The following is a 12,910-nucleotide window of genomic DNA, read 5'->3' as shown; positions in this document are numbered from 1 at the left end:
GATGTCGCTTCGTTGCATGCAAAAAACCACGCGCTTGCGAGCCGTTTTCGCTCACGAGGAGCACCCTGTCTTGTAGAAGAGTGATGCCGCGACGCTCCCGGCGCGCTTAAACAATACTCCAGCCGAAGCGCTCATGCTGGAAAAACTGCCCGGAGCGCCGCCTTGGCGGCCATTCCGGCGATCATGGCGACGGCTTGTGTTGCGCACGAGTGACGACGATGTTCCATATATCGGGTTGCCGATTTTGCCAGGGCGCGTCAATGCGCGCCCATGCGGCGACGCCTAGAACCATTGCGGCGCCATGCTGAGCGTGGTGTCGTCAAGGGTGCGCAACGTGGCAAGCATCAACGCGACGCGCGGCAGTTCCCAGCGGAAGAACCACTGGCACGCATGCAGCTTGCCGCGATAGAAGTCCGCGTCTGCTTCGCTATGCGAAGCAGCTAGCGCGGCGCTTGCCACGATGGCCTGACGCAGCCATGTCCATGCAATCACGATATGACCGAAGGCTTCGAGGAACGCATTCGCATTGGCGAGCGCGCGTTCGCTTTCATGGCTCAGTGTTGCCAGCAACGCCTCGACGGTGGCAGTCAGATCGGTCCATGCGTCGCCGAGCGCATCGGCATGCGCATGCAATGCCGGGTGTTCGCGCGACGTGTCAATCGTCTGCTGGATTTCGCGGGCCAGTTGTTTGAGCGCCGCGCCCTGTTTCATCGTTACCTTGCGGCCGAGCAGATCGATGGCCTGAATGCCGTGCGTGCCTTCGTGAATCATGTTCAGCCGGTTGTCGCGATAGAACTGCTCGACCGGATATTCACGCGTGTAGCCGTAGCCGCCGTGAATCTGGATGGCGAGACTATTCGCTTCGAGACACCATTGGGACGGCCACGATTTCACCACCGGCGTGAGCAGATCGAGCAGCAGGCCCGCTTCGGCGCGCGCGGTGTCGCTCTCGCCGGTGTTCTGTTCGTCGACGAGACGCGCCGCGTACAGGCACAACGCATACGCGCCTTCCACGTAGGCTTTTTGTGCGAGCAGCATGCGGCGCACGTCGGCGTGTTCGATCAGCGGCAACTGCGGGTCGAGCGGATTCTTGTTGTCGGGGCGGCGTCCTTGCGGCCGTTCGCGCGCGTAATCCAGCGACGCGAGATAGCCGCGGTAGCCGAGCATGACCGCGCCGAGACCGACGCCGATGCGCGCCTCGTTCATCATATGGAACATGTAGGCGAGGCCGTGATGCGGCTCGCCCACCAGTTCGCCGATGCACTCGCCGTGCTCGCCGAACGAGAGCATGGTCGACGTCGTGCCGCGCCAGCCCATCTTGTGAATCAGTCCCGCGAGGGCGACGTCGTTGCGCGCGCCGAGGCTGCCGTCTTCGTTGACATGGAACTTCGGCACGGTGAAGAGCGAAATGCCTTTGACGCCCGGCGGCCCGCCGGGAATGCGCGCCAGCACCAGATGCACGATGTTCTCGCTCAACTCGTGGTCGCCGCCTGAAATGAAAATCTTGTTGCCGCGAATCGAATAGGTGCCGTCCGCATTGGGCGTGGCGCTCGTGACGAGATCGGAGAGGCTCGAACCTGCTTGCGGTTCGGTCAACGCCATGGTGCCGAACGCGCGCCCTTCGAAGAGTGCTTGCAGATACTTGCGCTTTTGCGTTTCGCTGCCGAAACGTTCGATCACGTTCGCATTCGCCGTGGTCAGCATGGCATACGACGCGGTGGCAATGTTCGCACTCTTGAAGAGCGACAGGCACGCAAACGAAATCACCGACGGCAATTGCATGCCGCCCCATTCATAGTCCTTGCCCGCGGCGAGAAAGCCGGTGGCGCGCATGGCGTCGAGCGCGTCTTTCACTTCGGCGGGCAGGGCGACGCGTTCACCGTCGAACTGCGGCTCGTGTTCGTCCGAGAGACGGTTGTGCGTCGCGAACTTTTCCACGGCGACCGTATGCGCGGTATCGAGCGCGGCGTTGAAGGTCTCGCGGCTGTGATCGGCGTGACGCGCGCGGCGTGTGAGCGTCTGCGCTTCGAGCACTTCGAACAACTGAAACTCGAGATCGCGTGAGTTGATGATCAGCGCATCTTGCATGAGAGAAGACCTGAGAAAAGTAAGCCGCTATGCGGAACAGCGACGCAACGCAAGCATAAAACGCCCGCGAACATGTCGGCTCGGCGCGAGCTGGAAAGCACGCTATTCGGGTAATTCCCGATGCTTCGCCACGCGGTGATGCGTGCAAGTCTACCTTCAAAGTGAATGACCGTGCTTTTATTTACAGGCCGAATTTCGGCACGTATGATGGGCGCAAAACACGGCATACCGATCTGCAGGGCAGAACAATTCTGGAGGAGCGACACAATGTCTGTGAAGGACCTGTTTCAACTGGACGGCAAGGTTGCACTCATTACCGGCGGCTCGCGCGGCCTCGGTCTGCAAATGGCCGAGGCACTCGGCGAAATGGGCTGCCACGTCGCCATCACCGCGCGCAAGGCCGACGAACTTGCCGAAGCGAAAACGCATTTGCAACAACTCGGTATCGAAGTGCAAACGGTGGTCAATGATCTGCAGCGCTTCGAAGGCATCCCCGGTCTCGTGGATGAAGTGCTGGGCCTGCACGGCCGCATCGATATTCTCGTCAACAACGCGGGCGCGACATGGGGCGCACCCGCCGAAGACTATCCCGACGAAGCGTGGCACAAGGTCATGAACCTGAATGTCAACGCACCGTTCTTTCTCGCTCGCGAAGTCGGCAAGCGCAGCATGATCCCGCGGCGCGCCGGCAAGATCGTCAATATCGCTTCGGTGGCGGGCCTGAAGGGTTCGCCGCCGGGCATGAACACGATTGCGTACAACACGTCCAAGGCGGCCGCGATCAATTTCACGCGGGCGCTCGCCGCGGAGTGGGGCAAGTACAACATCAACGTCAACGCAATCTGCCCGGGCTTTTTTCCTTCGAAGATGACGGCGGGTTTGCTCGATAAGCTCGGAGAAACGATCGTCTCGCATACGCCATTGCAGCGTCTGGGCGGCGAAGAAGATCTCAAAGGTCCGATCGTGTTTCTCGCCAGCGAAGCGTCGCGCCACGTCACCGGCCAGGAGTTCGCGGTGGATGGCGGCGCGATCATCGTTTGAGCGCCACGCGAATCCGACGCGGCGATGTGAACGAAAGCGCGCGGCAGCAAGCCAACGCGCACCGACAGTAAAAAGCTGGAGACGCTGATGAACCAACGCCATTACCCGCATTGGCCGCCGCAACTGCCACTGCACTTGACGCTGCCCGAGACCAATCTCTTCTATAACGCCGAAGTCTCGGCGGCGCGCTATCCCCACAAGCCGTTCATCATCTTCTACGACACGCCGATCACGTTCGCCGAATTCAAAGACGAAGCCGAACGGATCGCGGGTTTTCTGCAACAGGCGTGTCAGGTCAAGGCCGGCGACCGCGTGCTGCTGTACATGCAAAACAGTCCGCAATGGATCGTCGCTTACTACGGCATCCTGCGGGCGAACGCGGTGGTGGTGCCGGTCAATCCGATGAACATGACCGCCGAACTGGCGCACTACGTCGAGGACAGCGGCGCGACCACGATCATCGCGCCGCAATGCCTGTTCGCGAATGTCGAGCCGCTGATCGGCAGCGGACCTGGAAAGGGCATCGAGCACGCAATCGTCGCGACGTATAGCGATTATCTGAAGAAAATCTCGCCGATTCCCGTGCCTGAATTCGTCGCCGCGCCGCGCAAGACATTCGATCTTCCCGGCGTCACCTCATGGCAAGAAGTGATCGATCGACATATCGAGCCGGGGCCGCTCACGACCGGTCCCGACGATCTGTGCGTCATGCCTTACACGTCGGGCACCACCGGCAAGCCCAAAGGCTGCATGCACACGCACCGCAGCGTGATGAGCACGGCGCTCGGCGGCTGCGTCTGGTTCTCGTCGCCGCCGGACGGCGTTTATCTATCGGTCCTGCCGCTGTTTCACGTGACCGGCATGCAAGGCGGCATGAACAGCGCGGTCTTTTCCGGCACGACCATCGTGCTGTTGCCGCGCTGGGATCGCGAGGCCGCCGCGCTATGCATGCAGAAATATCGCGTCACCGCGTGGCAATCCATCTCGACGATGATGGTCGATTTCCTCTCGAACCCGAAGCTCGACGAATACGATCTGTCGAGTCTAACCGGCACGCGCGGCGGCGGCGCGGCAATGCCGGACGCGATTGCCCGCAAGCTGAAGGCGCTGACCGGACTCGACTATGTCGAAGGCTACGGCATGACGGAGACGATTGCCGGCACGCACATCAATCCGCCGCATCGTCCGAAGCCGCAGTGCCTGGGCATTCCCGTGTTCGACGTGGACTCGCGCGTGATCGATCCGGTGTCGCTGGAGGAACTGCCGCAAGGCGAGACCGGCGAGATCGTCACTCATGCGCCGCAAGTCATGCAGGGCTACTGGGGCAATCCGAAGGCGACGGCGGAAGTCTTCATCGAACTCGACGGCAAGCGGTTTCTGCGAACCGGCGATCTCGGCCATATCGACGAAGACGGTTATTTCTTCATGACCGACCGTCTCAAACGTATGATCAACGCGTCCGGTTACAAGGTATGGCCGGCTGAAGTCGAGGCGCTGATGTACCGGCATCCGGCGATTCACGAGGTCTGCGTGATCGGCGTGAAAGACGAGAAGCGAGGCGAGACCGTGAAGGCGCTGGTGGTGCCCGACGCGGCGCATGCGGGCACAATTACTGCGCAGGAGATCATCGACTGGGCGCATGAGCATATGGCCGCATATAAGGCTCCGCGCATCGTCGAGTTCGTGACGTCGCTGCCGAAGTCCGGTAGCGGCAAGATCTTGTGGCGCAAATTACAGGAAGAGGATGCGGCGCGCGTGGCCGGCTCGTGAGATTCGTCTGCCTGATGCAACACCCGCTCGCAACACTCGCTCGCGGCGCTGAAATGACTCTTTTGACGGTTTGCCTGTAAGCTTTGAGCGCGAGTCGGGACTGAGTGTCGTGCACGGCTCGCGGTGGTGCACAGAAGACTCACAGACAAGCCTGGATGCGCTTGAATGCTTTTGCCAACTTGAGAGAGGGGAATTGAAGATGAAGAGCTTCGCCATTAAACAGATCATGCTCGGCCTCGCCGTCACCGCCATGGTCGCCGGCACCATTCCGCTCGCCGCGGCTCAAGGCGCCAGCGACGCTGCCATGTCGGCCGCGCCTGCCGCGTCGAGCAGTGCGAAACCCACCAAAGCGGAGCGCAAAGAGGCGCGCAAGCAAGCCCGCGCCAAGAAGAACGCCGAGCTGAAGAAGCTCGAAGACGCCGGTTATCAGCCGGCTCAGAACGACCCGAACTATCCGGATAAACTGCAGAAAGCGCAGAAGAAGGCCGGCGTCGGAACAGGCGCGAGCCAGTAATCGTCCAGGCAGCCGCGCGGCGAGACTGAACGTCGCGCGGCTGCCGGTATGGATCGCGTGCGCGAGTCAGGCGACACAACTTAGCCCTGCTTCAGCCGCCTATACTCAACCACCCACTTAAGACCCGCTCAACGCGCGCCGAGCGTCTCGACCAGCATGTCCACGAACGCCTTGACCCGCGCGGTCATCTGTAACTGCTGCGGGTACACTGCGTAGATATCGGCACCGGGGGTGCGGTAGTCGGGCAAGACCTGGACGAGCCGGCCATCGGCGAGATACTCCGCAATATCCCATTCGGCGCGCATCAGAATGCCGTGGCCGTCCAGCGCCCACTTCACCGCGATTTCGCCGTCGTTGGTGGTCAGGTTGCCGCGCACACGGACCGTTTCGGTCTTTTCCGTGGCGCCGCGTCCGCTGGTCAAACGCCAGACGCCGTAAGCGTCGCCGCCCTGGCGAATGCCGATGCAATTGTGCTGCGCCAACTCCGCCGGACCGCGCGGCGCCCGCCGCTCGGCAAGATAGCGCGGCGAGGCGCACAGCAGCCGCCGGTTCGACGCGACCCGGCGCGCGATCACGCGGGCATCCGGCGGCTCGCCGAAACGCACGCACACGTCGAAGGCGTCGTCGCTGAGCGGCGGCGGATCGACCGAAAGCTGCAACTGCACATCCACTTCGGGAAAGCGCCGCACGAACCGCGAGATCAGCGGAGCCACGTGGCTGCGTCCGAAACCGAGCGTCGCGTTCACGCGCAGCAGGCCTTTCGGCGCCGCTTGTGAGCCGCCGAGCAACTGGGCGAGGTCGTCCATCTCGCTCAGAATGCGCCGCGCGCGCGTTAGATACAGCTCGCCCTCCGGCGTGAGGCTCATGCGCCGTGTCGTGCGGTTGACGAGCGAGACGGCCGCCCGGGATTCCATTTGCGCCAGATGCTTGCTCACGGCCGCCGTGCTCAGTCCGAGTTCGCGCGCGGCCGCCGTCAGACTGCCGCTTGCGGCGAGCGTGGAGAAGAAGGCGAGATCATCCGGCTGGATCGACGAGGTCATGAAGCGGCCTATTGTTAACCTGAAGTTAAGGATGCTTTGAGTCTACCAGCGTTTTTCCAGGCAGTAGCCGTTCTACGATGCATTCCATGCTTTCAACATCATGGAGACGCCCAATGAAGACCTATCGCATCGCAACCATTCCCGGCGACGGCATCGGCAAGGAAGTCGTACCTGCCGGCCGGCGCGTTCTGCAAGCCATCGCCGCGCGCAGCGACGCCTTCGGTTTCGACTTCGAGAATTTCGACTGGGGCGGCGACTACTACCGCGAGCATGGCGTGATGATGCCGGCCGACGGTCTCGATGCGATTCGTCACAAGGACGCGATTCTGTTCGGCTCGGCTGGCGACCCGGATATTCCCGATCATGTGACGCTGTGGGGTTTGCGCCTGAAAATCTGCCAGGGCTTCGATCAGTACGCGAACGTGCGCCCCACGCGCATCCTGCCCGGCATCGACGCGCCGTTGAAGCGCTGCGGGCCGAAGGACCTCGACTGGGTGATCGTGCGTGAGAACTCGGAAGGCGAATATGCCGGCGTGGGCGGCCGCGCGCATCAGGGCCACCCGATCGAAGTCGCCACCGACGTCTCGATGATGACCCGCGCGGGCGTCGAACGCATTCTGCGTTTCGCATTCCGGCTCGCGCAATCGCGGCCCCGCAAGCTGTTAACGGTGATCACCAAGAGCAACGCGCAACGTCACGCCATGGTCATGTGGGACGAGATCGCCGTGCAGGTCTCGAAAGAGTTTCCGGACGTGCGCTGGGACAAGGAACTCGTCGACGCCGCCACCGCGCGCATGGTCAACCGGCCGGCCACGCTCGACACGATCGTCGCCACCAACCTGCACGCGGACATTCTCAGCGATCTGGCCGCGGCGCTGGCCGGTAGCCTCGGCATCGCGCCGACCGCGAATCTCGACCCCGAGCGCCGCTATCCGTCCATGTTCGAGCCGATTCACGGCTCCGCATTCGACATCATGGGCAAGGGCCTCGCGAATCCGGTCGGCACCTTCTGGTCGGTGGTGATGATGCTGGAGCATCTCGGCGAGCACGCCGCCGCGCGGCAATTGATGGCGGCAATCGAGCGCGTCACGGCGGACCCGTCGCTGCATACGGGCGACCTGGGCGGCACAGCCACGACCGTGCAGGTGACCGATGCCGTGTGCGCGATCCTGGAGGCGCAGTCGCCGATCAATGCGTCTACCACTGCACCGGTGGAGCCGGCGGCGAGCGTCAAGGCCGCCTGAAGCCGCCACGCGCAAAAAGTCACACAAAACCATAACGCCCGGACGAACCCGTCACGGGCGATCTCACTGCATCGCGCAGAGATTGAGTGGAGACAGGTATGAACAATGAACTGCAGGCCCGAGTGGTGCGCAAGCTGACCTGGCGCATCCTGCCTTTTGTGATGCTGCTTTACTTTGTCAGCTTTCTCGACCGGGTGAACGTCGGCTTTGCGGCCATCACCATGAACAAGGATCTCGGCCTCACGCCGACCATGTTCGGGCTCGGCGGGGGCATTTTCTTCCTCGGCTATTTTCTGTTCGAGGTGCCGTCGAATCTCATCCTCAACAAGGTCGGCGCGCGCATCTGGATCGCACGCGTCATGGTGACGTGGGGGCTCGTGTCGGCGGCCTCGGCATTCGTGGCGGGGCCGACTTCGTTCTATACGCTGCGTTTTCTGCTCGGCGTGGCCGAGGCCGGATTTTTCCCCGGTATCATCCTTTATCTGAGCCAGTGGTTTCCCGCCCGCCAGCGCGCCGTCGCCGCCGCCGCGTTCATGGCGGCCGCGCCGCTCTCGACGGCCATCGGCTCGCCGATTTCCGGCGCGATCATGCAGATGCCCGCGTTGTTCGGCCTGAAGGACTGGCAGTGGCTTTTCATCATCGAAGCGATTCCCGCCGTGCTGCTCGGCTTCGTCGTATTGAAAGCGCTCACCGATTCCCCGGACAAAGCCACATGGCTTGCCGCCGATGAAAAAGCGTGGCTCATCGCCACCTTGCGCGAAGAACGGATGGGACGCGAATCGCAGGCGGGCCATGCCGCCGGTGCGCTTGCCGCACTGCGCGACTCGCGCGTATGGATCATGTCGATGATCTATTTTGGCACCTCCGCGGGACTCTACACGCTCGGCTTGTGGGCGCCGCTCATCATTCGCCAGTTCGGCTTCAGCGCGCTCGGCACAGGCGCATTGAACGCCATTCCGAGCGTGCTGGCGGTGCTCGGCATGGTGGTGTGGGCGCGTCATTCGGACCGCCGCGGCGAGCGCACCTGGCACGTGGTGATTCCTTGCGTGGCGGCCGCCATCGGGCTCGGCTGGGCCGGGCTCGCGGATACGGCGGTGGGCGTCGTGCTGGCGCTGGTCGTGGTAAACGTCGGCATCAGCGCGGCAAAGGCGCCGCTGTGGGCAATGCCGAGCACGTTTCTCTCGGGCGCGGGGGCGGCTGCCGGCATCGCCATGATCAATTCGATCGGCAATCTGGGCGGCTTCGTCGGACCGTTCGTGATCGGCTGGCTCAAAAGTGTGACGGGCGGGTATGCCGCCGGGCTCTACGTGGTGGCGGCGAGTCTCGCGGTCTCGGCCCTGCTCACGCTGGCGGTCGGTCGGCGCGGGTATCGGGCCGCGCACGCGGCGCAATGATCCAGCCCGCTCGAATGGTGATGAGAAGCGTAGTCGTTCTCGCTCACGACGCGCTTTAGGGGTTTGACCTTTTGCGTATCTGAATCGATTACGCTTCGATGCTGTGGACTCGATAGGCGGGCACAGCACCATGGCATCCAGACGCGAAGTCAAACGATACAAAGCCAATCTCTCCGATGAACTGCACAGCGCCGCGCTGTACGAAACGCTCGCAAAAGTCGAGAAAGACGGCACACGCAAGCAGGTCTACAGCGACCTCGCGAGGTCCGAGCGCGATCATGCGCAAGTCTGGGCCGACAAGCTGAGAGCCAACGGGCTCGATCCGAAAGGCACCGGCCAGGCCGTCAAAACACGTTTAATGAAAGGTCTGGTCCGCATGTTCGGCGCGGGCTTCGTGCTGCCCACGCTGGCGGCCGCGGAATATGCCGATCGCAACAAATACCAGGGGCAGCCGGACGCGGGCCGCATGTCGGCCGACGAACATCATCACGCCGCGATGGTGCAGGCGCTCGCTCATGGCGGCGGCGATGCGAGCCTGTCGCCGGGCGCGCGAATCACCGCGGCCGAGTCGTGGCACAAGGGCGCGGGAGCGGGCAACGACTTGCGCGCCGCCGTGCTCGGCGCCAACGACGGCCTCGTTTCGAACTTCTGCCTGATCATGGGCGTGGCCGGTGCGGGAACCGGCAACAAGGCGATTCTGTTGACGGGACTGGCGGGGCTCATCGCCGGCGCGTGTTCGATGGCGCTCGGCGAATGGCTCTCGGTGACCAATGCGCGCGAGCTGGCCAGCACGCAGATCGCGAAAGAGGCGCAGGAGCTCGAAGAATCGCCGGAAGCCGAAGAGCACGAACTTGCGCTGATCTATCGCGCCAAAGGTCTCGACGCGGGCGAGGCCAAGCGGGTCGCCTCGCAAATGATGCGCGACAAAGGCAAGGCGCTCGACACGCTCACTCGCGAGGAACTCGGACTCGATCCGGCGGAGTTGGGCGGCAATCCATGGTCGGCGGCGGGCGTGTCGTTCTGCCTGTTCTCCGTGGGCGCGATTTTTCCGGTGATGCCGTTTCTGTGGACGCAGGGGTACAACGCGGTCGTGCAGTGCGTACTGCTGAGCATGCTGGCGCTCGCGTCGATCGGCGTGTTCACTTCGCTGTTCAACGGACGCAGTGCAGGGTTCTCCGCGTTCCGGCAGGTCGTGATCGGGCTGATCGCGGCTGCGTTCACGTTTGGGGTGGGGCGATTGCTGGGGGTGTCGGTGTCGTGAGCGCTCCATTGGCGAGCGCAACTCGCCGTTGAATGGCAGGAACAGCGGTTTTTTGGCCCAGGTTTGCGGTGCATGCGCTTGCTGCGTTGCCGCATCAGGGCCTGCAGACCTCCACGGGCAGCGTTTATCCGCGTCGCATCGCCTCCACTTGCTCTAACGCGACACGCGTCAAAGCGCCCCTCGACACCCTCCAAACCCTTGCCCCACAAGGCTCCGCACCACGCTGGCCAGCGTGCCCAAAAAGCGGGTGTCGTATTTACACATGTGGTTGTCGCAAATAGTCGGCTAGCGATACTTTTTTCTGGCAACTATGTATGCACAGCGCGGACGGGCATTTGTCACCGCAGAAACCATCTTGCACGGGGCCGAAGTAAGCGCTTTTAGCTGTCGTCGTGCTAAAGCGCTAACTCCGGTCGACAGCGTTGCATGGGACCGAAGTAAGCGCTAAAGCGCTAACTCTGGTCGACACAGGAGAGTATTCAATGAATTCCCCCAAGGTCGTGGTCGAAGGGTTGTGCAAGGTGTTCGGCACCAACCCGAAACAGGCGATCGGCATGCTGGCAGGCGGCGCGACGAAAGAGGAAGTGTTCGCGCGCACCGGTCAGATTGTCGGCGTCCACAACGTATCTTTCGAGGTCAAGGAAGGCGAGATCTTCGTGCTGATGGGCCTGTCCGGCTCAGGCAAGTCGACGCTGATCCGCCTGATCAATCGCCTCGTCGAGCCGACGGCCGGCAAGGTGCTGATCGACGGCCGCGACGTGGCCAGCGTGCCGCGCTCCGAGCTGACGGCGCTGCGCCGCAAGGACATGAGCATGGTGTTCCAGTCCTTCGCGCTGATGCCGCAGCGCACCGTGCTGTCCAACGCGGCGTTCGGGCTCGAAGTGGCGGGCGTGGGCCGCAAGGAGCGCGAAAAGCGCGCGATGACCGTGCTCGAACAGGTCGGCCTCGCGCCGTTCGCGCAGAAGCTGCCCGCGCAACTCTCCGGCGGCATGCAGCAGCGCGTGGGTCTCGCGCGGGCGCTGGCGGTCAATCCGTCGCTGATGATCATGGACGAGGCGTTTTCCGCGCTCGATCCGCTCAAGCGCAAGGAAATGCAGAACGTGCTGCTCGATCTGCAACGCGAACAGCAGCGCACCATCCTGTTCGTGTCGCACGATCTGGAAGAGGCGATGCGCATCGGCACGCGCATCGCGATCATGGAAGGCGGGCGCGTCGTGCAAGTCGGCACGCCGCAGCAGATCATCACCAATCCCGCCGACGATTACGTGCGCGCGTTCTTCGAAGGCATCGACACCAGCCGTTATCTGACCGCCGGCGATCTGATGCAGACCGACGCCGTGCCGCTCATGCAGCACTCGCCGCAGATCGACGCGTCGAGCGTGGCCGCCACGCTCAACGGCAGCGCCGACTACGCGTTCGTGCTGGACAGCGAACGCAAGATTCGCGGCTTCGTGTGCCGCGATGCGATGGGCAGCGCCTCGCCGCAGCTCAACCAGATCGAATGCATCCGCCGCACCACGCCGCTCGACGATGTGGTCGAACTCGTGGTGGCGAGCCGCGCGCCGCTGCCGGTCGTCGAAGCCGACGGTTCTTACTGTGGTTCGGTCAACAAGACGAACGTGCTGAACGTTCTCACGCGCCATCGGAGTTCCCATGTCTGAAGTCATTCCACTTGGCGCCTGGGTCGATCACGGCGTTCACTACCTGCTCGACCACGACGCAAAAACTTTCGATTCGATCGGCAAGGTGATCGAGAGCTTTGCCGCGGTGATCGAACACGGCTTGCAAGCAGTGCCGATGTGGGCGCTGATGGCGTTCTTCGTGGGCATTGGCCTGTGGCGGGTGGGCTGGCGTTTCGCGCTGTTCACGCTGCTCGCCATGCTGCTGATCTACGGCACCGGGTTCTGGGATCAGATGGTGATCACGCTCGGTCTGACCTTGTCGTCCACCTTGATCAGTCTGCTGCTCGGCGTGCCGCTCGGCATCTGGACCGCGAAGAGCCGCACCGTCGAGATGATCGTGCGGCCCGTGCTCGACCTGATGCAGACCATGCCGGCCTTCGTCTACCTGATTCCGGCCGCGATGCTGTTCGGCCTCGGCCGCGTGCCGGGGATTCTCTCCACGGTGATTTTCGCCATGCCGCCGGCGGTGCGTCTCACGTCGCTCGGCATCAAGCATGTGAACCGCGAGATCGTCGAAGCGGGGCAGGCGTTCGGCTGCACGCCGTTGCAACTGCTCTACAAGGTGCAGTTTCCGAATGCGCTGCCGTCCATCATGACCGGCGTCAACCAGACCATCATGATGGCGCTCTCCATGGTGATCATCGCGTCGATGGTCGGCGCGGGCGGTCTCGGCAACGACGTGCTGGCCAGTATTCAGCGGCTCGACATCGGGCTCGGCTTCGAAAGCGGACTCTCGGTGGTGATGCTCGCGATCATTCTGGACCGCATCACGGAAAGCTTCGGCCGTTCGCCGGGCACGGCGCGCGCGCCGCTGCTGTCGGGCCTGCGCAGCGTCATGAAAGTGCGCCGCGAGCCGGCCGCGCAACACGGCTGAGC

At 63.1% G+C, this 12,910-nt stretch carries 10 protein-coding genes; 8 read left to right on the top strand and 2 right to left on the bottom strand.

Going from position 1 to position 12,910, the window contains the following annotated elements:
• Positions 1-282: 282 nt before the first annotated feature.
• Positions 283-2,088 (bottom strand): acyl-CoA dehydrogenase, encoded by a 1,806-nt coding sequence (locus B0G80_RS29605; protein WP_116121526.1) that lies wholly within the window; start codon positions 2,086-2,088, stop codon positions 283-285.
• A gap of 267 nt (positions 2,089-2,355) precedes the next feature.
• On the opposite strand from B0G80_RS29605, the gene B0G80_RS29600 reads away from it, so the two are divergent.
• From B0G80_RS29600 to B0G80_RS29590, 3 genes are all read left to right on the top strand, one after another.
• Positions 2,356-3,129: an SDR family oxidoreductase gene (locus B0G80_RS29600; RefSeq protein WP_116121525.1), complete on the top strand. Its 774-nt coding sequence runs from the start codon at positions 2,356-2,358 to the stop codon at positions 3,127-3,129.
• Positions 3,130-3,216: 87 nt separating this feature from the next.
• Positions 3,217-4,899, top strand: a complete 1,683-nt coding sequence (locus B0G80_RS29595; protein ID WP_116121524.1) for a long-chain fatty acid--CoA ligase — start codon at positions 3,217-3,219, stop codon at positions 4,897-4,899.
• A 199-nt stretch (positions 4,900-5,098) separates the two neighbouring features.
• The gene (locus B0G80_RS29590) at positions 5,099-5,413 is read left to right on the top strand and encodes a hypothetical protein (RefSeq protein WP_181920096.1); all 315 of its coding nucleotides are present in this window, start codon (positions 5,099-5,101) and stop codon (positions 5,411-5,413) included.
• Between the two features lie 128 nt (positions 5,414-5,541).
• Here B0G80_RS29590 and B0G80_RS29585 read toward each other — a convergent pair whose 3' ends face one another.
• On the bottom strand, positions 5,542-6,453 hold the full coding sequence (locus B0G80_RS29585) for a LysR family transcriptional regulator (protein ID WP_116121523.1): 912 nt from the start codon (positions 6,451-6,453) through the stop codon (positions 5,542-5,544).
• A gap of 113 nt (positions 6,454-6,566) precedes the next feature.
• On the opposite strand from B0G80_RS29585, the gene B0G80_RS29580 reads away from it, so the two are divergent.
• The 5 genes from B0G80_RS29580 (at position 6,567) to choW (ending at position 12,908) form a co-directional block, all read left to right on the top strand.
• Complete coding sequence (locus B0G80_RS29580) at positions 6,567-7,697, top strand: tartrate dehydrogenase (protein WP_116121522.1); 1,131 nt, start codon at positions 6,567-6,569, stop codon at positions 7,695-7,697.
• Positions 7,698-7,795: 98 nt separating this feature from the next.
• Positions 7,796-9,091, top strand: coding sequence for an MFS transporter (locus tag B0G80_RS29575; RefSeq protein ID WP_116121521.1), 1,296 nt, complete (start codon positions 7,796-7,798; stop codon positions 9,089-9,091).
• Positions 9,092-9,221: 130 nt separating this feature from the next.
• Positions 9,222-10,352 (top strand): VIT1/CCC1 transporter family protein, encoded by a 1,131-nt coding sequence (locus tag B0G80_RS29570; RefSeq protein WP_116121520.1) that lies wholly within the window; start codon positions 9,222-9,224, stop codon positions 10,350-10,352.
• Positions 10,353-10,834: 482 nt separating this feature from the next.
• The gene (locus B0G80_RS29565; RefSeq protein WP_106280867.1) at positions 10,835-12,013 is read left to right on the top strand and encodes a glycine betaine/L-proline ABC transporter ATP-binding protein; all 1,179 of its coding nucleotides are present in this window, start codon (positions 10,835-10,837) and stop codon (positions 12,011-12,013) included.
• The gene (gene choW, locus B0G80_RS29560; protein WP_106280865.1) at positions 12,006-12,908 is read left to right on the top strand and encodes a choline ABC transporter permease subunit; all 903 of its coding nucleotides are present in this window, start codon (positions 12,006-12,008) and stop codon (positions 12,906-12,908) included. Before B0G80_RS29565 ends, choW begins: the two co-directional genes overlap by 8 nt.
• Positions 12,909-12,910: the final 2 nt, after the last annotated feature.

This window comes from Paraburkholderia sp. BL6669N2, assembly GCF_003387275.1.
Lineage (GTDB): Bacteria > Pseudomonadota > Gammaproteobacteria > Burkholderiales > Burkholderiaceae > Paraburkholderia.
The sequence above is the reverse complement of the archived record's forward strand: the minus strand, read 5'-3'. Positions and strand labels throughout refer to the sequence as shown.

Excerpts from the sequence above, each read along its gene's own strand:
- B0G80_RS29605 (WP_116121526.1), bottom strand. The coding sequence starts at position 2,088 with ATGCAAGATGCGCTGATCATCAACTCACGCGATCTCGAGTTTCAGTTG.
- B0G80_RS29565 (WP_106280867.1), top strand. The coding sequence starts at position 10,835 with ATGAATTCCCCCAAGGTCGTGGTCGAAGGGTTGTGCAAGGTGTTCGGC.
- B0G80_RS29575 (WP_116121521.1), top strand. The coding sequence starts at position 7,796 with ATGAACAATGAACTGCAGGCCCGAGTGGTGCGCAAGCTGACCTGGCGC.
- B0G80_RS29580 (WP_116121522.1), top strand. The coding sequence starts at position 6,567 with ATGAAGACCTATCGCATCGCAACCATTCCCGGCGACGGCATCGGCAAG.
- B0G80_RS29585 (WP_116121523.1), bottom strand. The coding sequence starts at position 6,453 with ATGACCTCGTCGATCCAGCCGGATGATCTCGCCTTCTTCTCCACGCTC.
- B0G80_RS29600 (WP_116121525.1), top strand. The coding sequence starts at position 2,356 with ATGTCTGTGAAGGACCTGTTTCAACTGGACGGCAAGGTTGCACTCATT.
- B0G80_RS29595 (WP_116121524.1), top strand. The coding sequence starts at position 3,217 with ATGAACCAACGCCATTACCCGCATTGGCCGCCGCAACTGCCACTGCAC.
- choW (WP_106280865.1), top strand. The coding sequence starts at position 12,006 with ATGTCTGAAGTCATTCCACTTGGCGCCTGGGTCGATCACGGCGTTCAC.
- B0G80_RS29570 (WP_116121520.1), top strand. The coding sequence starts at position 9,222 with ATGGCATCCAGACGCGAAGTCAAACGATACAAAGCCAATCTCTCCGAT.
- B0G80_RS29590 (WP_181920096.1), top strand. The coding sequence starts at position 5,099 with ATGAAGAGCTTCGCCATTAAACAGATCATGCTCGGCCTCGCCGTCACC.